We start from the raw sequence: 25,241 nt of genomic DNA, 5'->3' as shown, positions 1-25,241 counted from the left end.
GGTTGCGCGCGCAAATCCTCCGCGACCTGTCGCCTCAGCACAAGATCTCTTGCCACATCCGGCCCAGGTCCGCCCAGGAGCAGATCATTCAGGCGCGAGCCAGACCGCGCCGAGCGGCGGCACCCGGAGGAGCGCGGACGCAGGCTGGCCGTGGCACGGCTCGCCGGTCGCCTCGACCGCGCCGAAGTTGCCGACGCCGCTGCCGCCGTAGTCGTACGCGTCGGTGTTCACGACCTCGCGCCAGCGGCCCGTACGGGGCAGGCCCAGCCGGTAGTCGTCATGCGGGACGCCGGCGAAGTTGACCACGCAGGCCAGCGGCGTGCCGTCGGAGGCGTAGCGCAGGAAGGAGATCACGTTGCCCGCGACGTCGTCCGCGTCGATCCAGCTGAACCCCTCGGGCTCGGCGTCCATCGTCCACAGCGCCCCCGAGGCGACATAGGACCGGTTGAGGTCGCGGACCAGCCGCTGGAGGCCGGCGTGGTAGTTGTCCTCGGCCTCGTCCAGCAGCCACCAGTCGAGCGAGCGCTGCTCGGCCCACTCCGCGCCCTGGCCGAACTCCTGGCCCATGAACAGCAGCTGCTTGCCCGGATGCGCCCACATGTACGCCAGCAGCGCCCGCAGCCCGGCGAACCGCTGCCATTCGTCCCCGGGCATCTTGCCCAGCAGCGAGCCCTTGCCGTGCACGACCTCGTCATGGGACAGCGGCAGCACGTAGTTCTCCGAGTACGCGTACACCATCGAGAAGGTGATCTCGTGGTGGTGGTAGCCGCGGAAGATCGGCTCGTGCTTGAGGTAGTTGAGCGTGTCGTGCATCCAGCCCATGTTCCACTTGAAGCCGAAGCCCAGCCCGCCCAGGTGCGTCGGCCGGGACACCCCGGGCCACGCGGTGGACTCCTCGGCGATCGTCACGATGCCGGGGGAGCGCTTGTAGCAGGTGGCGTTCATCTCCTTGAGGAAGTCGATCGCCTCGAGGTTCTCGCGCCCGCCGTAGATGTTCGGCGTCCACTCGCCCTCGGCGCGCGAGTAGTCGAGATAGATCATCGAGGCGACCGCGTCCACGCGCAGGCCGTCGACGTGGAACTCCTCCAGCCAGTACGAGGCGTTGGCGACCAGGAAGTTGCGCACCTCCGAGCGGCCGAAGTCGAAGATGAACGTGCCCCAGTCCTTCTGCTCGCCCCGGCGCGGGTCGCCGTGCTCGTACAGCGCCGTGCCGTCGAACCGCGCGAGGGCCCACTCGTCCTTGGGGAAGTGGCCGGGCACCCAGTCGATGATCACGCCGATGCCGGCCTGGTGGAGCCGGTCCACGAGGTGCCGGAACTCATCGGGGTTGCCGAACCGCGAGGTGGGCGCGTAGTAGGAGGTGACCTGGTAGCCCCACGACCCGCCGAAGGGATGCTCGGAGACCGGCAGCAGCTCCACGTGCGTGAAGCCCATGTCGGCGACGTAGTCCACCAGCTCCTCGGCGAGCTCCCGGTAGCCCAGGTGGGACCGCCACGAGCCCAGGTGCACCTCGTACACGCTCATCGGCGAGCGCAGCGCGTCATAGGACTTGCGCCGCGTCAGCCACTCGCCGTCCTCCCACTCGTAGCCGGAGGTGAACACCTTCGAGGCGGTCGCGGGCGGCCGTTCGGCGTACTGCGCCATCGGGTCGGCCTTGCGCCGCCACACCTGGTCGGCGCCGAGGATCTCGAACTTGTAGTTCGTGCCGTCGCCGACGCCGGGCACGAACAGCTCCCACACTCCGGACGAGCCCAGCGAGCGCATGGGGTGGGCGCGGCCGTCCCAGTGGTTGAAGTCGCCGATGACGCGTACGCCGCGCGCGCTCGGCGCCCAGACCGCGAACGCGGTGCCCTGGACGGGTTCGAACGCCGACGTGTACGTGCGGGTGTGGGCGCCGAGGGCCTTCCACAGCTCCTCGTGCCGGCCCTCGCCGATCAGGTGCAGGTCGAGCTCGCCGAGCGTGGGCGCGTGCCGGTACGGGTCGTCCTGCACGACCTCGGGCCCGTCGGCGTACGTCACCGCGAGGCGGTAGTCGGGCACCGCCACCGGCTCGTCGCCGGACAGCGGGCTGCCGGGTGTCAAGGTGATGGCGAAGACGCCCTCGTGGATGTGGCGCATCGGCCGGCGTTCTCCGCCGGCGAGGACGACCTCGACCTCGCCGGCGAGCGGGCGCAGCGCGCGGATCGTGACACCGTCACGGTCGGGGTGCGCGCCCAGGATCCCGTGGGGGTCGTGATGGTCTCCGCTGATCAACCGGTCGATCTCGTCGTGGGTGACCCGCGCCATGACGCTCCTCGGATATCGGGGGTGCTTTCGTATTTGCGTACCCGGTGAGGGGAGCGTAACCGTCCCCTGGTCACCGGGCGGAAAGTGTGCGCTGGGACACGTCTCAGCGTGCGGCCGACCCCGGGGCCGGTGACGCGCTGAGGGCGGCGATCGAGCCGAGGGGGATGTGCAGCCACGACGGGCGGTTGCGCGCCTCGTACATGACCTCGTAGACGGCCTTGTCGAACTCGAAGGCGCGGATGATCTCCTCGTGCGCGGCAGGGTCGACGCCGCCGGCCTCGGCGTACCCGCGGCAGAACGCCGAGCGGTTGCGCTCGGCCCACTCGTGCGCGCGGAACTCCAGCTGGTCCGGGTTGCCGGACACCGCCTTGCCGTTGACCAGCAGGTGCCGGGCCGCGTAGTCGTAGGAACGCAGCATGCCGGCGACGTCGCGCAGCGGGTGCGCCGGCTGCCGGCGCTCCTCCAGCGACTTGGCCGGCTCGCCCTCGAAGTCCAGCAGCATCCAGCCCGTCTCGGTCCGCATCACCTGACCGAGGTGGTAGTCACCGTGGACACGCTGCACCATCAGCGGCTCGTCGAGCTCGGCGAACGCCTCGAACGCGTCGTTCAGCCGTCCCGCGTACGGCACCAGCTGGGGGACCGTGGAGCATGCCTCGGTCAGCCGGGTCTTCATCTGCCGGGCCAGTGCCGTCACGTCCGACGAGGACATCACGCCGGTGCCGAAGGCCGCGGCCAGGTCGCGGTGGACCTCCGCGGTCGCGGCGCCCAGGCGTTCGGACTCGCTCGCGAAGTCGCCGCCGACCTCGTCGGCGTGCAGGTCGGCCTCGGCGTACAGGTCGCGCACGCTCGTGCCGGCGAGCTGCCACCCGTCGGTGCCGGACCGCAGGAACTCCGTCATCATGGCGAGGGTGCACACGGTGCCGTCGAGCTGGCACGAGATCCAGCCGTAGAGGGCCGGTACGTGCTTGCTGCCGGCGCCGACGAGCCCGCGGCTCAGCTCGAGATCGGGGTTGATGCCCGGGGTGAGGCGCCGGAACAGCTTGCAGATGTACAGATCGCCGTAGATGAGCGAGGTGTTGCTCTGCTCGGCGGGGCTGGCGAGGCTGTCGAGGTCGGTGTCCAGAGTGCCGATCGACCGGAACGCCAGCGGCCCGGCGTCGGCGCAGTCGGCCATCTTCTCCAGGAACACCCGGGTGAGCTCGGGGTCGTGTACCGCGTCGTAGACGTGCACGTCGTCGATCTGCCCGATCTCGGCGTACTCCAGCCGCCCGGGTAGCTCGCGGCGGAGGCCGACCGGTACCTGGTAACGGTCGACCTGCTCGCCCTGGCGTACGGCGATGACGACGTGATGCAGCGCCGGATCACCCTCGACCAGCTCCGTCTCGATCACGACCGAGACGTCGTCGATGTCACGGTCCTTGCCAGCGAACCACCGCTGGCGCGGAAGCCAATCCGCGATCAGATCGTCGAGTCGTTCGGACAGCCGCACTGGCTACGTCACCTCGCCTGTTCCACCTGCCTGGTCCACATGGCTACTCGCCACCACCTCCGTGGTTCGTGGGCAGGAGGAACCAGTAGAAACCGTGTCCTGGAAGTGTCAGGAGATAAGGCAATTCCCCAATTGGAGGGAATTGAACACCACCCATGCACTCGACCGGGTTGACGCCCTCGAAGCGCCGCAGATCGAGCTCCACAGGTTGCGGAAAACGTGACAAGTTGTTCACACAAAGTACGCGATCCGCGCCGAACTCCCTAACGAAGGCGAGGACGCTCGGGTTGGAGGCGGACAGCTCCGTGTAGTCGCCCATCCCGAACACCGGGTGGCGCTTACGGATCTCGATCATCTTCCGGGTCCAGTGCAGCAGCGAACCCGGGTTGTGCTGCTGCGACTCGACGTTGATCGCCTGGTACCCGTAGATCGGGTCCATGATCGTCGGCAGGTAGAGCCGGCCCGGGTCGCAGTTGGAGAAGCCCGCGTTGCGGTCCGGGGTCCACTGCATCGGCGTACGGACCCCGTCGCGGTCACCGAGCCAGATGTTGTCGCCCATGCCGATCTCGTCGCCGTAGTACAGCACCGGCGAGCCGGGGAGCGACATCAGCAGGGCGGTGAACAGCTCCAGCTGGTTGCGGTCGTTGTCGAGGAGCGGGGCCAGCCGCCGGCGGATGCCGATGTTGGCCTTCATCCTCGGGTCCTTGGCGTACTCCGAATACATGTAGTCGCGTTCTTCGTCCGTCACCATCTCGAGCGTCAGCTCGTCGTGGTTGCGGAGGAAGATGCCCCACTGCGCGTTCTCCGGGATCTTCGGCGTCTGGGCCATGATCTCCGAGATCGGGTAGCGCTGCTCCCGGCGTACCGCCATGAAGATGCGCGGCATGACCGGGAAGTGGAACGCCATGTGGCATTCGTCACCACCGGTCGCCGGGTCGCCGAAGTACTCCACGACGTCGGCGGGCCACTGGTTGGCCTCGGCCAGCATCACCCGGTCGGGGTAGAGCCGGTCGATCTCTTTGCGGACCGACTTGAGGTAGTCGTGGGTCTCCTTGAGGTTCTCGCAGTTGGTGCCCTCGCGCTCGAAGAGGTAGGGCACCGCGTCGAGACGGAAACCGTCGATGCCGAGGTCCAGCCAGAACCTCAGGACCTCGAGCATCGCTTCTTGTACGGCCGGGTTGTCGAAGTTGAGGTCCGGCTGGTGGCTGAAGAACCGGTGCCAGTAGTACTGGCCGCGTACCGGGTCCCAGGTCCAGTTGGAGGTCTCGGTGTCGACGAAGATGATCCGCGCATCGGGGTAGCCCTCGTTGCTGTCGGACCATACGTAGAAGTCGCCGAACGGCCCGTCCGGGTCCTCCTGGGACGCCTTGAACCACGAGTGCTGGTCGCTGGTGTGGTTCATCACCAGGTCGGCGATGACGCGGAGGCCGCGCTTGTGCGCCTCGTCCACCAGCTCCACGAAGTCACCGAGGTCACCGAACTCGGGCAGGACCTTCATGAAGTCGCTGATGTCGTACCCGCCGTCGCGCAGCGGCGACTCGTAGATCGGCAGCAGCCAGATGCAGTCGATACCGAGCCAGACGAGATAGTCCAGTTTTTCGGTGAGGCCCTTGATGTCCCCGGTGCCATCGCCGGTGGAATCGTAGAAGCCGCGGATCAGCACCTCGTAGAAAACGGCGTTCTTGTACCAGTGAGGCGCGTTCGGCAGGTCACGCGTGAACGTGTCCGGAACCGGCTCTATGGCGCCGCCTCCGAGCAGGGGATCGATCTGGGTCAACTCTCGCCTCTCGAAACCGTGAAGATGTGTGCTGACTGGGTGTGCGGGTCGAGGCGCACGTAGTTCGCCTGGCCCCAGGTGTACGACTCACCGGACAGCTCATCGGTGACGACGAGCTGATCCGCCCAATCGAGACCGAGTGCCGGCATGTCCAGATAGACGGTCGCCTCACGGGCCTGATGTGGGTTCAGGTTGACGACGACCAGCACCACGTCTCCGGGGTCCGCGGTGTTCCCGCCGGCCGGAGGCACGCGTTTGGAGAAGCAGATCAGCTCTGGCTGGTCGACGTTATGGAACCGTAGATTACGCAACCTGCGCAGCGCGGGATGCGCTCTTCGCAAAGAGTTGAGAGTTGAGATGAGCGGCACGAGACTCCGGCCCTCACGCTCGGCCGCCTCCCAGTCGCGCGGCCGATACTGGTACTTCTCCGAGTCGCGGTACTCCTCGCTGCCCGGGCGCACCGGAGTGTTCTCGAACAGCTCGAAGCCGGAGTAGACGCCCCAGGCCGGGGCGAGCATCGAGGCGAGGACGGCACGCACCGTGAACGCGGGCGGACCGCCGTGTTGCAGGTACTCATGCAGGATGTCGGGGGTGTTGACGAAGAAGTTCGGCCGCATGTACGGCGAGGCCGGACCGGACAGCTCGCGGAGGTAGTCCTCCAGCTCGTCCTTGCTGTTACGCCAGGTGAAGTAGGTGTAGGACTGGTGGAAGCCGATCTTGCCGAGCGTGTGCATCATCGCCGGCTTGGTGAACGCCTCGGCGAGGAACAGCACGTCGGGGTCGGTCTCGGCGATGCTGCCCAGCAGCCGCTCCCAGAACGCCACCGGCTTGGTGTGCGGGTTGTCCACCCGGAAGATCCGTACGCCGTGGTCCATCCACAGCCGTACGACGCGCTCGACCTCGCGGTAGATGCCCTCGGGGTCGTTGTCGAAGTTGAGCGGGTAGATGTCCTGGTACTTCTTGGGAGGGTTCTCGGCGTACGCGATCGACCCGTCGGCCCGCGTGGTGAACCACTCGGGGTGCTCCTTGACCCACGGGTGGTCCGGTGAGCACTGCAACGCCAGGTCGAGCGCGACCTCCATGCCGAGGTTCTTGGCGTAGTCGACGAAGGCGTCGAAGTCGGCGAAGCCGCCGAGCGCCTTGTGGATCGCGTCGTGCCCGCCGTCCTCCGAGCCGATCGCCCACGGCGAGCCGGGATCGTGCGCCTCGGCGTGCAGCGTGTTGTTCGGGCCCTTGCGGAACTGGGTGCCGATCGGGTGGATCGGCGGCAGGTAGACGACGTCGAAGCCCATCTCGGCGACGGCGGGCAGCCGTTTCATCGCACTTCGGAACGTTCCCGACTGCGGTGCGCGCCGCCCCATCGGATCATGCGTCGCCCCCTCCGAGCGTGGGAACAGCTCGTACCAGGAGCCGTACAGCGCCCGTTCGCGCTGGACGAGCAGCGGATGCCAGTCGGTCACCGTCACGTGCTCGCGCAGGGGATACCGCTCGAGCAGCTCGTGGACCTCGGGCGCGTCCGCCGCCTCGAAGCGCATGATCGCCGGGATCGCGATCTCGCGGAGCGCGCGGATCACGCCCTTGATCACCGAGCGTTCGCCCTTGGGCACGTCCTTGACCACGCGCTCGAACAGCCGCGCGCCCTCCTCGAGCATCAGCTCGGTGTCCTGCCCGCGGGGGATCTTGATGGCCGCGTCGTGCCACCAGTGCGCGATCGGGTCGCCCCACGCCTCCACCCTGAAGTGCCACAGGCCGGTCGAGGAGGGGGTGACCTCCGCGGCGTACCGGTCGGTGCCCGGGGTGACCTCGCGCAGGCGCGCGAGCGGTCCGCTGCCGCCCTCCGGATCGCGCAGCACGACACCGGCACCCAGCATCTCGTGCCCCTCGCGGAACACGGTGGCGCCGACCTCGAAGGTCTCGTCGGGGACGGCCTTCGCGGGCCACCGACCGCAGTCGACCACCGGCTGCACGTCGAGAATGGGAATACGTCCGATCATCGCTGGCGAGCGTACCGACGAGGGGGCGGGATCAACCTCGTCTTCCGAAATAAATGATCTATCTTGACCGCCCGTGTCGCCGCGGGGGAGCCGGGGGCTCGGCGAAGGCTCGCGCATATGGTCTCCGTTGCCAATCTCCCGCGTGCGAAACGGGAGAATTGTCGCTTTTCATGATCGGGGGGTATCTCTGCACGTCGGTGGTACCGGGCGATCCCGACGGAGGCCGGCGGTCCACCAGGGGGCCGGATTCGTGTTCTCGCCTGCAACGATGGTACGGCGGGGGCGCGAGCACCCCGCACCTCGTGGACGTGACGGCCGGTGTCGCTCGCTGGTGGTCACCGAGGATCTGCCCGGTGGCACTCGTCTCATGCTTGCACTCCTGGACGAACTTCGCACTCTCGGGCTTTTGGCCGTCCCGGAGCGGCAAACATAGGTCCAAGGTGTGGGCGGCTGTGCGGATTTGGGTCGCGAGCATGGCCCCCTACCGATTAGTGTCGCGCCACGTGAAGGCCATCCGGAGATTCACCGTACGCACGGTACTGCCCGAGCCGCTTCAGCCGCTCGAAGAGCTCGTCCTCAACCTGCGCTGGTCATGGCACCCTGAGACGCTCGACCTGTTCGAATCGGTCGATCCGGAGCTCTGGGAAACGACGCGCCATGATCCGATGCGACTGCTCGGAGAGGTCTCGGCCGAACGCCTGACCGCCCTGACCGGCGATCGGCGCTTTCTGCGTGCCCTCGGCGACGCCGTAGAGGAGCTACGGGAGTACGTCACCGCCCCCCGCTGGTACCAGGGCCTGTCCGACGTACCGTCGGCCATCGCCTACTTCTCCCCCGAGTACGGCATCGCGTCGGCGCTGCCGCAGTACTCCGGTGGCCTCGGCATCCTCGCCGGTGATCACCTCAAGACCGCGAGCGACCTGGGCGTGCCGATCATCGGGGTCGGGCTGCTCTACCGCCACGGATACTTCGCCCAGTCGCTGTCGCCGGACGGGTGGCAGCAGGAGCACTACCCCCCGGTCGACCCCGACGGCCTGCCGCTGACGCTGCTGCGCGAGCAGGGCGGGGCGCCGGTACGGGTCGCCGTGGGCCTCCCGGACGGCGGGAAGCTGCACGCGCAGGTCTGGGTGGCCAGTGTCGGGCGGGTGCCGCTGCTCCTCCTCGACTCCAACGTCGAGGAGAACGCCCCGGCCGGGCGCGACGTGACCGACCGGCTGTACGGCGGTGGAACGGACCATCGGCTGCTGCAGGAGATGCTGCTCGGCATCGGCGGCGTGCGGGCGATCCGTGAGTTCTGCCAGGCCACCGGCCACGCCGCGCCGGAGGTCTTCCACACCAACGAGGGCCACGCCGGCTTCCTCGGCCTGGAGCGCATCCGGGAGTACATCGACGACAAGGGCCTGACCTTCGACGAGGCGGTCGAGGCCGCCCGCGGCGGCACGGTGTTCACCACGCACACGCCCGTCCCGGCCGGCATCGACCGCTTCCCCCGTGAGCTGATCAAGAAGTACTTCGGCACCGACAACGAGGCCGCCAGCGTCTCGACCGACCGGATCCTGGCACTCGGCGCGGAGACCTACGACGAGGGCGACCCCGACGTCTTCAACATGGCCGTCATGGGCATGCGCCTGGCGCAGCGCGTGAACGGCGTCTCGGTGCTGCACGGCGCCGTCAGCCGGGAGATGTTCGGCGGCCTGTGGCCGGGCTTCGACACCGAAGAGGTGCCGATCGGCTCGATCACCAACGGCGTGCACGCCGAGACCTGGGTGGCCCCTGAGGTCATCGAGCTCGCCCGGCGCGAGCTGCCCGGCGTCGTCGAGGACGGCAAGGGCTGGGACGCCGTCGCCAAGGTCGCCGAGCCGGAGATCTGGCGCATCCGCCGTACGCTGCGCGAACGCCTCGTGCTCGACGCCCGCCGTCGCCTGCGGGAGTCCTGGCACCAGCGCGGCGCCAGCGACGCCGAGCTGACCTGGATCGACGACGTCCTCGACCCGGACGTGCTGACCTTCGGCTTCGCCCGCCGCGTGCCGTCTTACAAGCGGCTCACCCTGATGCTGCGCGACCCCGAGCGGCTCAAGTCGTTCCTGCTCGACCCCGAGCGGCCGGTGCAGATCATCATCGCCGGCAAGGCGCACCCGGCCGACGAGGGCGGCAAGCGGCTGATCCAGGACATCGTCCGGTTCACCGACGACCCCGCCGTACGCCACCGGATCGTCTTCCTGCCCGACTACGACATGGCGCTCGGCCAGTCGCTGGTCCAGGGCTGCGACGTGTGGATGAACAACCCGCTCCGCCCGCTGGAGGCCTGCGGCACGTCCGGCATGAAGGCCGCGCTGAACGGCGGGCTCAACCTGTCGATCCGCGACGGCTGGTGGGATGAGTGGTTCGACGGCAACAACGGCTGGTCGATCCCGTCGGCCGACCGCGCCGCCGACCCGGACCGCCGTGACGACGTCGAGGCGAACGCCCTGTACGAGCTGATCGAGGACCACGTCGCGGCGCTGTTCTACGACCGTGCCGCGGACGGCCTGCCGCGCCGCTGGCTGGAGATGGTCAAGCACACCCTGGCCTCTCTGGGCCCGAAGGTGCTGGCCGGGCGCATGCTCCGCGACTACGTCCTGGACCTGTACGCGCCCGCCGCGGTCTCCGGGCGGCTGCTGGCCGCCGACGAGCACGCGGCCGCGAAGTCCGTGGCCGCGTGGAAGCTGCGCGTGGCCAAACTGTGGCAGAACGTCACGGTCGAGCACGTCGAGTCCAGCGGTGCCGGGCAGAGCCCGCAGCTGGGTACCGGCCTCACCGTACGTGCGACGGTCGAGCTGGGCGGCCTCGAACCCTCCGACGTCGCGGTGGAGGTCGTGTACGGCCGGGTCGGGGAGACCGACACGCTGGTCGACCCGTCCTACCTCGAGCTGACCCAGGTCGAGAACGTCGACGGCGGCCGGCTGCGCTACGCGGGCGAGGTCCCCCTCAACCGGCCGGGCGCCTTCGGCTATAGCGTCCGCGTCGTGCCCAAGCACGAGCTGTTCGCGTCGAGGGCGGAGATGGGCCTGGTCGCCCTTCCCCCGGCCCCGACCGGAATGACCAACGGCGACCTGCGGTAACACGGTTCGCTTGTGGCCCTGACCCGGTTTCGGCCGGGTCAGGGCCACTCTCGTCCCCGCTAGCGGGGGTCGGCGTACACGGCGTCGCTGACGGACGGCTGGAAGTACCGGCCGCCTCGGTAGTGTGCCCGCCAGTAGCCCGGGCGGGTCTCCTGGATCGTCGTGGAGAAGGAGGAGTTCGCCGGCAGCGTCGCCCTGCGGTGCCAGGTCGTGCCGTCGAGCGAGAACTGGATGTCGACCTGCGGATCACCCGGAGAGGCGAGCCCGGGGAAGTAGAGGTTCCCCCGCACATTGACCGCTCCGGCGTCGACGCCGCGCTCGGCCTCGAACTCGGAGATGACCGACGGCTGGACGACGATGACCGCGGCCGCCGCCGTGGCGTCGGCCACGAACGGGTCCTGCGTCGTGTAATACACGGGGATGTCTCCCGTGTTGTACGGAACCATGGTCACGGAGTAGCGCCCGTCGCTCCCCGTGGTCACCTCCTGCGGCCCCACGCCGAGCCGTGCCCCCGCGAGGGGCTGCCATCCGGTGGGGGACTTCCACGTGGCCTGGCCGGACACGGTGATCTGAGCGTCCGGGACGACCCGGCGCGGGTCGGACACGGCGGTCACCCGTACCGGAGCCTGCTTCACGCCGATCCGCAGCGTCGGCGAACTGCCCCTGAGATAGCCGGGGAAGTCGTTCCGGTAGTCGTAGAGCGCGTCGAAGTCGGCGGCCCCCGTCAGCGTCTGGGTGGAGGAGAACCGCCCTTGGGCGTCGGTCGTCAGCTGGACCGAGCCGAAGTGGTCGTCGCCGTTTCCGTTCCGGCCGTAGATCCGGTAGCTGAGCCCGACGGGCGCATTGGCGAACGGCGTGAGCTCGCGGGTCGCGGGCGAGCGGCTCGACAGCCGTCCGCGCACGATGACGTCGCGGTGGGCGTAGTTCACCGCCGTGCGGTTCGCCGTGAACGGATCGAAGACCGTCTGTGCGTAGTAGCTCAGATAGCCGATGGACCGCGCGGTGACCTGACCGCCGTCCGAGGCCGTGGCGTCGACCGTGACCGGGTAATTGTCCAGCTGGTCGAGCTTGAAAGTGTCACGTGTGGCCCACTCACCGTTCTCGGCCGTGCCCGACCGCAGCACGAAGTCGTCGGTGGCCGCGACCTCGGCCCCGGTCTTCGGCGAGATGATGTGGGCCGTCAAGTGTGTGATCGCCTGAGCGGACGTCACCGAGACCCGGAGGACGCCCAGGTCGTCCGGGTCGCTGTTCGCCCAGTTGACGACCGGCTGATCCGCGGCGAACGCGGTGTGCGGTGTGGTGATTCCGAGTGCCAGCAGCACGGCACTCAGCAGAACTAGCCCGATGCGACGCAAGAAAAGGACCCCCTGTAAGTCGCGACGATCTTTCCCGTCGTGCATTTCTTACGTCACTAATGGCGGTTATGTGGGGATCCTGCCTCAAGTGGTCAGTTCAAAATGCCTGACATCCGTCGGGTGTCGTTGCGCGTCCTCACGCAGGCCCCCGGGTTTCGCCGAGCGCGTCGTACGCGGGGCGCAGCACGTCGGTGAGATCCCTGCGGCGCACCTTGACCTTCGGGGGGTCGAGCAGCTTCAGCAGCAGTCCCGGCGGCATCGGGGGAGCGGGCGGGCGGTCGCGTATCGCGGCCGGGGTCCAGAAGTCGTCCAGACGCTCGGTGAGCGGCGTCTCCTCGATCTCCAGCGGGTCGGCGGTCGCGGCGGCCTCGGCCGAGTCCAGGCGGCGCAGGCCGGCGAGGAGCCGTTCGCGGGTACGGCCGTTCCAGGTGAGGATCAGGAACGGGTCGTCGTCGAAGGCCTCGGCCAGGAGGTAGAGCACGGCGGCGGCGTGCTTGCACGGCTCGCCCCAGTCGGGGCAGCTGCACATGATGTGCATGTCACCGGACGCTCCCGGGAACAGCGGGATGCCGAACGCGGCGAAGACGTCCTCGATCTCCGGCGGCATCTCCCCGGCCAGCAGCCGCGCGCGGAACACCGCCTGGGACGCCAGCGCCTCCTCGATCGCCTCCCAGGTCGGCTCGTCGATGACGTCGATGCCGATCGCCACGTCGTACGGCTCCTCGCGCGAGCCCTGCACCTGGGCCGTCACCTCGTACGCGTCGACCTTCAGGCCGACCACCTGGCCCTTGCGCGCGTACGACCGGCCGCGGCCGAGCCTCCCGGAGTCGGCGAAGGACTCCAGCACGTCGATGAAGCGGCGCGACCACCACTCCTCGCCGATCGTGCCGCGCTCGGTGCGGGCGCGGATGCCGCCCTCGACCGGGCGCGGGGGACCGTACATGGGCATCAGGCGCTCACCGCCTCGGGCCCGAGGCGGACCACGTCGCGCAGCTCGGCGACGGACAGCTCGGTGAGCCAGCCCTCGCCGGTGCCGACGATGCGCTCGGCCAGGGCCTTCTTGCGTTCGATCATCTCGTCGACGCGCTCCTCCATGGTGCCCACGCAGATGAACTTGCGGACCTGGACGTTTTTGGTCTGGCCGATGCGGAACGCCCGGTCGGTGGCCTGGTCCTCGACCGCGGGGTTCCACCAGCGGTCGACGTGGACGACGTGGTTGGCGGCCGTGAGGTTGAGCCCGGTGCCGGCGGCCTTCAGCGACAGCAGGAAGACGGCGGGCTCGGTGTCCTCCTGGAAACGTCGTACGAGCTCGTCGCGGCGCCGCTTGGTGGTGCCGCCGTGGAGCCACAGCACCGGCCGGCCGAGGCGGGCCTCCAGGTGCGGCTGCAGCATCGTGCCGAACTCGGAGTACTGAGTGAAGACGAGGGCCTTTTCGCCCTCGGCGACCACCTCGGCGCAGATCTCCTCCAGGCGCTCCAGCTTTCCCGAGCGCCCAGGAAGCCGCGAGCCGTCCTTGAGCAGGTGGGCGGGGTGGTTGCAGACCTGCTTCAGCTTGGCCATGGTGGCCAGGACCAGGCCGCGCCGCTCCATGCCCGAGCTCGCGGAGATGCGGTCGAGCATGTCCTCGACGGTCGCCTGGTAGAGCGACGCCTGCTCAGGGGTGAGGTTGCACCAGACCTTGATCTCCTGCTTGTCCGGCAGGTCGGTGATGATCGTCTTGTCGGTCTTCAGCCGGCGCAGGATGAACGGCCCGGTGGCCCGGCCGAGCGCCGCCGCGGCCTCCTCGTCGCCGTGGGCCTCGATCGGCGTGGCGAACCGCTCACGGAACGCCTGCCTGGGCCCGAGCAGCCCCGGGTTGGCGAACTCCATGATCGACCACAGCTCGGTCAGGTGGTTTTCGACCGGGGTGCCGGTGAGCGCGATCCGGCCGCGCGCCGGGATGCTCCGCACCGCCTGGGCCTGCCGGGTGCCGCTGTTCTTCAGCGCCTGCGCCTCGTCGCAGACCACCCGGTCCCATGCGATGGCGGAGAGCGCCTCCCGGTCTCGGGTCGCGGTGCCGTAGGTCGTGAGCACCAGGTCGGCGCCCCGTACGGCCTCCTCCAGCTCCTCGCCGCGATGCCGGCCGCCGCCGTGATGGACGTAGACCCGCAGCTTCGGCGTGAAGCGCGCCGCCTCCCGCTGCCAGTTGCCGACGAGCGACATCGGCCCGATGAGCAGAGTCGGCCCGCGTTCACTCCGGTAGGGCGCCCGTGTCGCGAGCAGCGCGAGCGTCTGTGTGGTCTTGCCAAGGCCCATGTCGTCCGCGAGCACCGCGCCCAGACCCAGGTCGTCGAGGAAGGCCAGCCAGGCCAGGCCGCGCTCCTGGTACGGGCGCAGCGTCCCCTCGAAGCTGTCCGGCGTGGGGATCGGCTCCAGGCGGCGGTCGGCCTGGCCGGACAGCAGATCGCCCAGCCCCCCGTCGGCGTCGATCTCCATGAGCGGCAGGGTGTCGTCGCCCGCGTGGATCACGGCGCGTACGGCCTGGGCGGCGCTCATCTCACCCGCACGGCCACGGCTCAGGAACTCCAGCGCCTTGGTGAGCTGGGCGTCGTCCAGCTCGACCCATTTGCCGCGCAGCCGGACCAGCGGGGCCTTCAGCCGCGCCAGCTCGGTCAGCTCCTCCTCGGTGAGGTCCTCGCCCTCGAGCGCCAGATCCCATCGGAAGTCCACCAGGTCGCCGAGGCCGAACCCGGACGAGACCGTGGCCCCCGGATCGGTCTTCGTACGGGTCGTGAGCTTCATGCCCAGCCGGGCACGGCCCGCCCACTGCGGCAGTTGCACGCCGAACCCGGCGGCCGACAGCAGCGGCGCGGACTCGCGCAGGAAGCGGAACGCACCCTCGGCGTCCGTGGTGACGCTGGTCGGCGTGGCGACGCGCAGCGCCTCGGTGATCTGCGGGTAGAGGCGCAGCGCACGTCCCAGGCCGGCCAGGAGCGTCTCCTCGGCGCCGGCCACGGAGGCGGCGTCGCCGGTCCAGATCGCGCCGGCCGGGACGTAGAGACTCGGGTCGTCGGTGCCCTGTAGTGCGAACTGCACCGTCCAGGGGCCGCCGGGATCGTCCTGCGGCGGCTCGCCGAGCCGGAAGCAGACGCGCAGCGGGCCCGACGGGCGGAGCGCGGCCGCCGCCCAGGAGTCCAGCTCCGCGGCGAGGGCGCCGGGGTCGTCGCCGGGCTCGCGCGCGACCGCGGGGTCGGGGCCGGTCAGGGCCTCGGCCCAGCGCTCGGCGAGGGGCAGCCGGTCGGGGACGCGGCCGGTGCGCTCGGCGAGCAGAGGGTGGGGGACGATGCCGCGTACGGTCGCGTCGGCCAGGCCGGTCAGCGCCTCCAGCAGCACCTCGGCGGCGGCACGCCCGTCGCCGGCCGCGCGGCAGGCCGGCGGCATCGCGCGGGCGAGCTCACGGAAGCGCTCGGCGTCGGCGCCGGTGATCACCGGCCGCCATCGTGCGGTCAGGTCGCCGTCCTCGCGGACCAGCGCGGGCAGCACCCGGCCGCGCTCGGCCAGGTGCATCGCCTCGTCGGCGACGAGTGCGAAGAACCGCAGGTCGGCCCCGCGCACGATGTCCTCCGCGTCGTCGGCCGAGCCGAGCAGCGCCATCGCCGCGAACGGGTCGAGGGCCAGCGCGGGCACCCGCCAGGGATGCGGGGCCGGCCGCCGGGAGGACGGCTCGCGCGCCAGCTCCGGAGAAGGGAAGGGACCGGCGGCCGAGCCCGGCAGCAGCAGCGTCAGCTCGACGCGCATGGCCCCGGCGGTCAGTGCCGCGTAGGAGGTGCCGTGCAGGTCGGCGGCGGCGAACGGGTGCGGTTTCGGGGTCACGCGTACGCGGCTGGTGTCGGGCAGCGCGGGATCTTCGGCCCACAGGCACAGCGCACCACCGTGCCAGGTGGCGTGCGCGACCAGCATGCCCGTGCTCCCAACGTCGCCGACCCGGCGAAGTTACCAGGAGGGTCCGTCCATCTTGGCGCGCCGGCCCGCCGGTCAGGTGCCGGTTGACCGAAGGCACTTTCCGTTCTTGGGCTCCGGGTCCGACCGGTCGTACGGGTCCAGCGGCCGCCCGGACGGGGCCGCCTTCTCCGGCGCCGAGTCACCGTAGGAGGGGTGGATGAACCCGTCGCGGACGTCGCAGCGCGCGGGAGTGGGGGAGACGGACCAGTCGGCGATGTGGATGTGCATCGTGCCGCTCCGCAGGTAGTAGAAGACCTCTCCGCTCACCCGCGCCACCAGCCGTTCGAGCGTACGGGGCGCGCCGGGCCGCTGGATCGGGTAGACGAACAGGTAGTCGAACCGGACGCCCACGCCGTGCGCGCCCTGGAGCGTGACCGGATGCGCCGACATGCCGCCGTCGACCTTGATGGTCCTGCCGACGAGCTCGGCGGTGTGCGGCGCGAAGGTGACGAGCCACCCGCGGGTCCGCTGACCGGTGTCGTGGTCGTTCAGGCGCTTCACGAAGTCGGGCCGCTCGTCCGGCCCGACGGCGGCGGCGAAGGCGTCGGGGCTGCCGCCGAGGAGGGTCTGGCGGTCCAGCGCGGAGGCGGCGAGCAGATGTCCGGTGTTCGCGTAGGCGGCCACCACGTTGCGGGCTGAGAACGCGCCCACCGGCTTCGCGGGCGGCGGCACGATCCCGGCGGCACCGTCGGCGTACGAGGCGGCAGGAGAGCCCTCGAACGGGTTCGCGGCGCCGATGGCGGGGACCGGGCCCTTCTTGACGGAGGCGGTCTCGGGTGAGAGGGCACCGCCACCGCGGACCTTCCACGCCAGCGCGCCGACCAGCGCCATCGCCACCACGACGGCGAGCACCGTGACGGCCGTCTTCATCCGCGACCCGTCGCGCCGCGTCCGCCGTCCGGCGGCGCGCGCGATCCGGCGGCGCTCCAGCCGTCCGGGGCGGCGTGCGCGTTCCCGCGCGGACGGTTCGGTGAACGACGCGCCCTTGATGAAGTCGTCGTCGAACATCGGGGCCTCGGGTTCACCGGACATGGCGGTTCCATTCATGATCGTTCGATGAGCCGGTGAAATATAGCGATCACCCGATCCCCGGCGGGGGATATGCGCCGAATGTTCGCTCTGTGATTGTCCCGGCGGCGCCCGCCGACCGGCGGGGCGGTACGGGAACCACCGCACGGACCGCCGGTGGGAAGGCGGGCGTTAGGCTCGCGGCCAGCGCAGTCGATCATTCTGGAGGGGCAGTGGGAGAGTTCGTACGTCTCGAGGTCTCAGGCGCGGTGGCGACGATCCGGCTGGACCGGCCGAAGATGAACGCCGTCAACGCCCAGCTGCGTGACGAGCTCGCGGAGGCCGCCCGCGCCGCCGACGCCGACCCGGCCGTACGCGCCGTCATCCTCTACGGCGGCGAGCGCGTCTTCGCGGCGGGCGCCGACATCAAGGAGATGGCCGAGCTGTCGTACGCCGAGACGACCGAGCACTGCCGTGCCCTCCAAAACGCGCTGAACACCGTCGCGCGGATCGGCGCGCCGGTGGTGGCCGCGATCACCGGGTACGCGCTCGGCGGCGGGCTCGAGCTCGCGTTGTGCGCCGACTTTCGTGTCGCGGGCGAGTCGGCCAAGGTCGGGCAGCCGGAGATCCAGCTCGGCGTCATCCCCGGTGCCGGGGGCACCCAGCGGCTGCCGAGGCTGATCGGCCCGTCTCGTGCCAAGGACCTGATCTTCACCGGCCGGCACGTCAAGGCGGACGAGGCGCTCGCCATCGGGCTCGTCGACAAGGTCGTACCGGACGACCAGGTGTACGACGCCGCCAAGGAGATGGCAGCCCGGTACGCCAACGGCCCGGCCGTCGCGCTGCGGGCCGCCAAGGAGGCGGTCGACGCCGGTCTGGAGGTCGACCTCGCCACCGGCCTGGAGATCGAGCGGCTGCACTTCGCGGGCCTGTTCGCCACCGAGGACCAGAAGATCGGAATGCGCAGCTTCGTCGAGGACGGTCCGGGGAAGGCCGAGTTCACCGGCCGCTGAGCGGAACCTCTGGGGTCACTCACACGTCACATGTCCTGTAGTCGTCCATGAGGGGGGAGCGTGACCCAGCAGCTGCCGCCCACCGCGCAGGCCCGGCTCAACCAGGCCAGGCGAGGGGGCACCTGGACCTCCAGTCTGAGCGTCGGCGAGTTCGCCGGCCTGCGCTCCCGCGGGTTCGAGCCGGTCGGCCAGGTGATGGGGAGCACGGTCCACAACCTCGGGTGGTGGTACCGCGCGCCGACCTACTGCGGCTACAGCACCGGCCTGTTCGGCACCGGCACGTCGCGCACCGTCACGTCCGGCATGCAGAGCGCATGGGGCGGTTTCAGCACCTACATCGACACGCTCTACCAGGCCCGCCACGTCGCGATGGGCCGGATGGCCGCGGAGTGCGCGGCGCTCGGCGGCGACGGTGTCGTGGCGGTCGAGCTCACCATCGCGCCGTTCCAGGGGGCTGCGCACCACCTGGAGTTCCAGGCCGTCGGCACCGCCGTACGCGCCGTCGGGAACGTCCGGCCCGGCCGTGTCTTCATGTCCCACCTGAGCGGCCAGGAGTTCGCCAAGCTGATCGAGAGCGGCTGGGTGCCGGTCGACCTCGTGATGGGCGCCTCGGTGGGCGTACGCCACGACGACTGGCGTACCGGCTGGTCCACCGGCACGTTCGCCCCCGCCCAGGAGGTGGCGGGCTGGACCGAGCTGGTCTCGGTCACCCGGCACGAGGCACGCGCGCACTTCCTCGCCGACACCGCGCGCACGGGGGCCGACGGGGTCGTGGTGTCCGACATCGAGTTCCACGTACGCGAACGCGAGTGCTCCTACAACGACGAACAGCGCGACCACATCGTCGAGACGACGCTCATCGGCACGGCGATCGCCGAGTTCCGCACCGCCCACCACCCGCCTTCATCGCTGACGATCATGAGGTTGTGACAGATGACCGATCCTGTTGCCCAGGGAGTCCCCGCCGACGCGATGGCACGCCTCGCCGAGCTGCGGCCGGGCAAGCCAGGGTCGCTGTTCACCAGCGACCTGTCCGTCAACGAGTTCCTCCTCGTACGCGAGGCCGGGTTCCGGCCGCTCGGCCTGGTGCTCGGCAGCTCGATCTACCACGTCGGCATCCAGGTCGGCCGGTGGAGCAAGAACATGGAGCTCGACCAGCTTTCCAGCGCGATGTACCACGCACGCGAGCTGGCGATGACCCGCATGGAGGCCGAGGCCGACCAGCTCGGCGCGGACGGCATCGTCGGTGTACGCCTGCGGGTCGAGTTCCGTGACTTCGGCAGCGACATCGCCGAGTTCATCGCGATCGGCACCGCGGTCAAGGCCGACGACACGTCGCAGAACTGGCGCAACAACAAGAACCAGCCGTTCACCTCGGACCTGAACGGCCAGGACTTCTGGACGCTCATCCAGTCGGGGTACGCCCCGGTCGGAATGGTCATGGGCACCTGCGTCTACCACGTCGCCCACCGGCGGCTCGGGTCGGTGCTGGGCAACATGGGGCAGAACGTCGAGATCCCGGAGTTCACCCAGGCCCTGTACGACGCGCGGGAGCTGGCGATGAGCCGCATGCAGGCCGAGGGCCAGGCGCTGCACGCCGAGGGCATCGTCGGGGTGTTCCTGGACCAGTTCCACCACCAGTGGGGCGGTCACACGATGGAGTTCTTCGCCATCGGCACCGCCGTACGCCCGCTGCGCGCCGACCATGTGATCGCCAAGCCGCAGATGGTGCTCGGCCTCGACCGCTGATTCACTGGTAATCATGGACTTCGACATGGTGGCCGCCGCGCTACGACAGGACGCGGCCGACGTCGCCACCTACGCACGCGTGCTCACGGTCACCCTGGCCGACGTGCTGCCGCCCGGCAGCGTCGAGGTCGAGTACGAGCGCAGCCTCTCGGACCGGCTGAAGGGCCGGGAGGGTCACCCGAGCCGCATCGTGGTCCGGCTGGGCGAGCGCACCCTGTTCCTCGCCGGTGGCGGCCGGCCGGTCGCCGAGATCCACCACGAGGTACGCGGCGTGGTGCTGTCCCGCGACCAGGTGACCCTCGACGTGTGGGTCCAGGCCCTGGCACGGGAACTCGTCGCCCAGGCCGATGCCAGCGCCCGCGCCGCCGAGGCCCTACGCCGCCTGGTCGCCGGCACCTGACCCGCGGCTGCCGCCGCCGTCCGAGCATGGTCCCCCTCGGGTACGGGCCACCCTCATCGGCCGGCACGACATTGCGTTGGCGGTAGGCAGGCGGGATGGCTGTGGATGACCCCGTTGGGGTACTCCGATGCCCGTATTGATTTGAACCACTCCGACCGGCTCGCCTCGCGCGCCTCGGGAGTGGGCCCCCGACGGCCTTTGCCAAGCGGTGTGTTCGCAGCACTGGCCGGGGCCGTCTTTCCGCTGATGCAATTTGCATCGCCCTGATGATCTGGGCGAAGCGGGATTTATTCGTCGGCTTCAGTGGCCGATCTGCAGCTTCTGGTGAATGGCTTGGCTCTTGCGCGGTATTTTCGCTATGTTCTCTGGAATTTTGGAACTTTCGAGAACCCTTACACCTGGAGAATAGCGATGAATGAATCACCCAATCCAAGATCCTCGATGTATGATTTCATCGCCTACTACCTGCGGTTTCTCCGCCGCCAGCACGGATGGTCAGGTGGCGCATTGGCGGAGCTGCTGAACTGCGCACGGTCGAGCATTTCCCGACTTGAGTCTGGTCAGGCAAAGCTTGCGCTCGATCAGGCGGAAAAGCTCGACGCCGCCTGGAATACGGGCGGCCTGTTCGGAATAATGGTGTATTACGCCACATATGCTGGTGATCCAGACTGGTTCAAGGCGCACCTTGAGTTTGAGGGCCGGGCCACCTCACTCAAGATGTATGAGCTGAGCGTGGTGCCTGGTCTGCTCCAGACCGAAGAGTACGCACGGGCGCTGTTCCTCTCGTTCGACGTGAAGGACGTCGATGGGAAGGTCGCCCAGCGTATGGCTCGGCAGGAGAGGTTAACCGGAGCAAGTGCGCCGAGGCTCTGGATCCTGCTCGCTCAGCCGGTCCTTGAGTGGCACGTCGGCGGTCCGGACGTGCTGTATCGGCAACTGGCCAAGCTCCTAGAGGTCTCGCAGATGCCCAACGTCAGCCTTCGGGTGCTGCCCAAGACCGCAGGCGCACATCCGGGGATGCCTGGAGCCTTCAAGATCATAAGAGTAGGCGGAACGGATCTTGTATATACGGAAGCGGTCGGCGGTGGAAGACTGGCCCAAGGAGCATCCGAGGTGGAGACCTTCCAGGACCGGTACGACGGCATAAGCGCCAAGGCACTTCCCGAAGACTCCTCGCGAAGGTTGATAGAACAGACCATGGAGGTCATCCGCCATGATCCAATGGCGTAAGTCGAGCCGGAGTCAGGGCCTCGAGAACAGCGACTGTGTAGAAGTTGCGAACCTCTCCGGGGGCAACTGCCTGCGCGACAGCGAGAATCCTCGCACCGGACAAACGGACGCCTCTGTGGAAAGCCTCGCGGGTCTCCGGGCGCAGCGTCGTCCTTAATGGGTCTGTGCGGGACCTCCAGCTGTCATCGCGGCCACATGGGACACTCGCCCTGCGGCGGCCGTGCAACTCTCCGCTGGTCTTCAAGGCGGCCCGCCAAGCGGGCCCCGCGCGCCGTCGGCCGACTCGCATCCTGACCTCCAGGTCCATGCGCCGGCGGGCGAAGCAAGAGGCTTGACCACGGGCGGCCATCAGTTCGTAGGAAACTTGCCGATCACCCGTCGCTTCCCGTAAATCATTGCCTGCTGTGGTTTGTGAGCCACATCGCGGCTTTTGAGAACTTCATGGGAGGCGCCGTGCACGCGGCGAATCGTCTCGGCAGGATCACCCTCGCCGCCGTGCTCGCGGCGGCCCTCACGGCCATCGGACCCCCGGGGCAGGCCCACGCGGCGGCCGGGGCCTGGCTTCCGGAGACCCCGGACTTCTGGCCGGTCGTCGTCGACCAGAGCCGTACCCCGCAGGTCCCGGTCACCCACGGCGTGGACGCCCACTCCGAGACCTACGACGCCGTCGGCGGCCGTCAGCACGGCCAGGTGCTCGACGTCGACCTGGCCGACGGCAACGTACGCGTCGGCGCGGTCGAGGCCGGGGACCAGATCACGTACCCGTCCGACGAGACCCTCACCTCGATGGGGACCCGTACGGGCGCCGTCGCCGGGATCAACGGCGACTACTTCGACATCAACGCCACCGGGCGCCCGACCGGCGGGATCATCGCCGGCGGCCGCCTGCTCAAGACGCCCAAGCCCGGCTTCAACGCCCAGCTCGGGGTCAGGCCCGACGGCAGCATGGTCATCGGCCCGCAGGACTACAGCGGCACGGTCACCGACGGCGAGGCGAGCCACGCCGTCACCTCGGTCAACACCGTCACCGACGTCGGCGCGGGCGGCGTGAGCAGGCTCACCCCGGACCTCGGCGGACCGACCGCCGTACCCGCGGCGACGCTCGTCCAAGGGCGCGCGGCCGGCGGCACCCTGACCGTCGACACCGTCACGACCGGTGTCACGTCGATCCCGCGCCTCGCCGCCGGGACGGAAGGACTGGCCGGCGCCGGAGCGGGCGGCCAGTGGCTGTCCGCCACCGTGCACCCCGGCGACACGCTGAAGATCAGCGAGAAAACCCCCGACCTGAAAGAGATGATCAGCGGCGCGACCGTGCTGGTCAGGGACGGCAAGGCGTACAAGGACCCGGCCGGGACCCCGCCAGGCGGCGCGAACCCCGCCCGGAACCCCGAGACCGCCGTCGGCCTGAGCGAGGACGGCAGGCACGCGACGTTCGTGGTCCTGGACGGACGCGCCGGCGAGTCCGTCGCGTCCGGCGTCACCCCGGACGAGGCGACCGGCTACCTGCTCGCGCACGGCGCGGACAGTGCCATCCTGTTCGACGGCGGCGGCTCCAGCGAGCTGGTCGCCCGCAAACCGGGCGACACGAAGCTGTCGATCATGAACGCTCCGTCGGACGGCCACGAGCGCGCGGTCGCGAACGGCCTGTTCCTCTACACGACCGCCAAGGCGGCGGGCCCGGCGAGCAAGATCGTCATCAACGACGGCAAGCCCGTCACCACCGTGCCGGGCGCGACCGTCGACGTGCCGGTGTACGCCACGGACGCCGCGCGGAACCCCGCCACCGGGACGCCCGAGGTCAAGGTCGAACCGTCGTCCCTGGCCACCTGGCAGAACGGCCGGCTCACCGTGAACCGCACCGGCGACGGCGTCATCGTCGCCAAGGACGGCCACGCCACCACGGCCCAGCCGCTGCACGTCCTGTCCCGGCTGGACTCCGTCGCGATCAGCCCGGACGAGCCGGACGCCGTCAACGGCGCCACCCAGCAGTTCACCGTCACCGGGAACGGCGCCATCCCGATCCCGCCCGAGACCGCCCACTGGACGGTGACCCCGGCGAACCTGGGCACGGTCGACGCGCACGGCCTGTTCACCGCGGCGGCCACGGGGTCGGGACTGGCCACCGTCACCGCGACCGCCGGCGGTAAGAGCGCGAGCACGACGGTCGCGGTCGGCAGCGTGTCGGCGCTCATCGACGACATGAGTGACCCCGGCGGCTGGAACCTGCGCAACACCACCGGACAGCCCGCCGACCTGACCGAGGCCGACGGCGTCGTACCACCCGGGTCGACGGCGCCGGGATCCATGCGGCTGACCTACAACGTGCCGGCCGGGCCGGGCGTCAAGCAGCTCGTCCTGTCCTCGAAGACGACGCTGGAGGCCAAGGCGGACGACGAGGGCAAGAACCCGACCGGCATCGGGCTGTGGATCAAGGGTGACGGCAGCGGCATCAACCTGGCCGAGTCCTACATCGGCGCCGACGGCCTCACCACGACGCTCTACCCGACGACCGTGACCTGGAAGGACTGGCGGCTGGCGGTCGCACAGCTGCCGGCCGGGCTGAAGTTCCCGCTCAAGATCAGCTTCATCGACTTCCTCGGCATCAACGCGGCGACGACGATGAGCGGCACGCTGAACGTCAGCGGCCTGCAGGCGCTCTACTCTCCGCGCCCCGCGACCGCCCCGCCGTACACGGCGATCCCGGAGAACCCGTCCTGGCTGTCGTATGAGGAGAGTACGAAGGCCTTCGGCAACAGCGGCGCCACGCTCCTGACCGGCGACGACGCCCACCTGGTCGCCGCCGGCCCGGGCTCGGCGAGCAGCGCCGTCATGGACGCCATCGCCGAGCGGGCACCCAAGGCCGACCGCGCACAGTTCCTCGGTGACATGTCCGACGACGGGCAGCCCGCCGACCTCGCGTACGCGAAGCAGAAGATGGACGCGCTCGGGATCCCGTACCGCGACGCCGTCGGCAACCACGAGATCAGTCAGGGCGTGCTGCCGGAGAACGCGAACTTCGCGCAGGCCTTCGGCGAGACGCACTACGCGTACACCGCCGGGGCCGCCGATGTGATCGTGACCGACAGCGCCCACGGCGGCCTGCTGTCCTCCGACGCGTACCAGTCACCCGCCGGGCCGCAGTACCCGTGGCTGGTGAAGCAGCTCGACGCGAACCGGTCCAAGGCGCTGGTCGTCGTGACGCACGAGCCCGCGTACGACCCGCATCCGGAGGCGAACAGCCAGTTCGGCGACCGGTGGGAGGCGCGGATGTACCTCCGGCTGATCCAGAAGTACCAGCAGACACACCGCGGCACGCACGTGATCATGTTGTACGGCCACGCGCGCGGCTTCGCCGAGCAGATCCTCGACCCGCTCGGGCATCCGTCGGCGGACGGGGTGCCGCAGCTCACCTTCGCCGACCTGGGCATGCCCGCGTACGCGAGCGCGGACAAGGGCGGTTTCTACCACTTCGGCCTGATCCACGTCACGCCGTCGGGCGAGTTCCGCTTCACCGTCGAGCCGGTGCTCGCCTCCATCGCGGTGACCGGGCCAGGGACACTGAAGACCGGCGCGAGAACGTCCCTGGCCGCGACCGGCACGGCCGTCGGCGGGGACGACCTGCCGCCGCTGACCATGCCCGTCGCCGATCCGGCCTCGCACGTGTGGACGTCGAGCGACCCCCGGGTGGTCTCGGTAGACGCGGTCACCGGCGCGGTCACCGCGCACCGCCCGGGCGCCGCCACCGTCTCGGTCGTCAGCGGAGGCGTCACCGGGAGGCTCACGTTGACCGTCACCCGCTGAGCCGAACCCCCTCGCGGTACGGTCGAGCGAGCCGTATCGCGAGGGGGTTCGCCGTAT

16 protein-coding genes are annotated in these 25,241 nt (G+C 69.7%); 8 read left to right on the top strand and 8 right to left on the bottom strand.

The annotated features are described in order from the left end of the window. Positions 1-84: 84 nt before the first annotated feature. The 4 genes from glgB to FB559_RS04385 form a co-directional block, all read right to left on the bottom strand. On the bottom strand, positions 85-2,286 hold the full coding sequence (gene glgB / locus FB559_RS04400) for a 1,4-alpha-glucan branching protein GlgB (RefSeq protein WP_141953541.1): 2,202 nt from the start codon (positions 2,284-2,286) through the stop codon (positions 85-87). A 103-nt stretch (positions 2,287-2,389) separates the two neighbouring features. Continuing rightward, positions 2,390-3,775 carry a maltokinase N-terminal cap-like domain-containing protein gene (locus tag FB559_RS04395; RefSeq protein ID WP_141953539.1) on the bottom strand — a complete coding sequence of 462 codons (1,386 nt, stop codon included), beginning with the start codon at positions 3,773-3,775 and terminating at the stop codon, positions 2,390-2,392. A 43-nt stretch (positions 3,776-3,818) separates the two neighbouring features. Next, entirely contained in the window at positions 3,819-5,552 is a 1,734-nt protein-coding gene (gene treS / locus FB559_RS04390) for a maltose alpha-D-glucosyltransferase (RefSeq protein WP_246121347.1), read from the bottom strand. After that, a complete protein-coding gene (locus FB559_RS04385; protein ID WP_141953537.1) occupies positions 5,549-7,546 on the bottom strand; it encodes an alpha-1,4-glucan--maltose-1-phosphate maltosyltransferase in 1,998 nt (665 codons plus the stop codon). The genes treS and FB559_RS04385 overlap by 4 nt, the downstream gene beginning before the upstream one ends. 503 nt (positions 7,547-8,049) lie before the next feature. Between FB559_RS04385 and glgP the strand changes: the two genes are divergently transcribed. Then, positions 8,050-10,647: an alpha-glucan family phosphorylase gene (glgP, locus tag FB559_RS04380; RefSeq protein ID WP_141953535.1), complete on the top strand. Its 2,598-nt coding sequence runs from the start codon at positions 8,050-8,052 to the stop codon at positions 10,645-10,647. A gap of 59 nt (positions 10,648-10,706) precedes the next feature. Here glgP and FB559_RS04375 read toward each other — a convergent pair whose 3' ends face one another. The 4 genes from FB559_RS04375 to FB559_RS04360 form a co-directional block, all read right to left on the bottom strand. Further along, on the bottom strand, positions 10,707-11,969 hold the full coding sequence (locus FB559_RS04375) for a hypothetical protein (RefSeq protein WP_141953532.1): 1,263 nt from the start codon (positions 11,967-11,969) through the stop codon (positions 10,707-10,709). 169 nt (positions 11,970-12,138) lie between these two features. Beyond that, on the bottom strand, positions 12,139-12,951 hold the full coding sequence (locus FB559_RS04370) for an SWIM zinc finger family protein (protein WP_141953530.1): 813 nt from the start codon (positions 12,949-12,951) through the stop codon (positions 12,139-12,141). Beyond that, complete coding sequence (locus FB559_RS04365; protein ID WP_141953528.1) at positions 12,951-15,941, bottom strand: DEAD/DEAH box helicase; 2,991 nt, start codon at positions 15,939-15,941, stop codon at positions 12,951-12,953. The genes FB559_RS04370 and FB559_RS04365 overlap by 1 nt, the downstream gene beginning before the upstream one ends. A gap of 75 nt (positions 15,942-16,016) precedes the next feature. After that, on the bottom strand, positions 16,017-17,015 hold the full coding sequence (locus FB559_RS04360) for an SCO2583/SCO2584 N-terminal domain-containing protein (RefSeq protein WP_141953526.1): 999 nt from the start codon (positions 17,013-17,015) through the stop codon (positions 16,017-16,019). Between the two features lie 209 nt (positions 17,016-17,224). Here FB559_RS04360 and FB559_RS04355 point away from each other — a divergent pair, with 209 nt between their 5' ends. From FB559_RS04355 to FB559_RS04325, 7 genes are all read left to right on the top strand, one after another. Continuing rightward, positions 17,225-18,004 (top strand): enoyl-CoA hydratase/isomerase family protein, encoded by a 780-nt coding sequence (locus FB559_RS04355; protein ID WP_141953524.1) that lies wholly within the window; start codon positions 17,225-17,227, stop codon positions 18,002-18,004. 60 nt (positions 18,005-18,064) lie between these two features. Further along, the gene (locus FB559_RS04350; protein WP_141953520.1) at positions 18,065-18,934 is read left to right on the top strand and encodes a heavy metal-binding domain-containing protein; all 870 of its coding nucleotides are present in this window, start codon (positions 18,065-18,067) and stop codon (positions 18,932-18,934) included. Positions 18,935-18,937: 3 nt separating this feature from the next. Beyond that, entirely contained in the window at positions 18,938-19,753 is an 816-nt protein-coding gene (locus FB559_RS04345) for a heavy metal-binding domain-containing protein (protein ID WP_221639885.1), read from the top strand. A gap of 13 nt (positions 19,754-19,766) precedes the next feature. After that, entirely contained in the window at positions 19,767-20,153 is a 387-nt protein-coding gene (locus FB559_RS04340) for a hypothetical protein (protein ID WP_141953518.1), read from the top strand. Positions 20,154-20,456: 303 nt separating this feature from the next. Further along, positions 20,457-21,383 carry a helix-turn-helix domain-containing protein gene (locus FB559_RS04335; RefSeq protein ID WP_141953515.1) on the top strand — a complete coding sequence of 309 codons (927 nt, stop codon included), beginning with the start codon at positions 20,457-20,459 and terminating at the stop codon, positions 21,381-21,383. Further along, complete coding sequence (locus FB559_RS04330; protein WP_141953513.1) at positions 21,367-21,540, top strand: DUF397 domain-containing protein; 174 nt, start codon at positions 21,367-21,369, stop codon at positions 21,538-21,540. Before FB559_RS04335 ends, FB559_RS04330 begins: the two co-directional genes overlap by 17 nt. Positions 21,541-21,836: 296 nt before the next feature. After that, positions 21,837-25,184, top strand: coding sequence for a phosphodiester glycosidase family protein (locus tag FB559_RS04325; protein ID WP_185792036.1), 3,348 nt, complete (start codon positions 21,837-21,839; stop codon positions 25,182-25,184). Positions 25,185-25,241: the final 57 nt, after the last annotated feature.

The sequence above is a fragment of the Actinoallomurus bryophytorum genome (assembly GCF_006716425.1).
GTDB classification, from domain to species: domain Bacteria; phylum Actinomycetota; class Actinomycetes; order Streptosporangiales; family Streptosporangiaceae; genus Actinoallomurus; species Actinoallomurus bryophytorum.
Note: the sequence above shows the minus strand (reverse complement) of the source record. Positions and strands in the feature narration are given on the sequence as shown.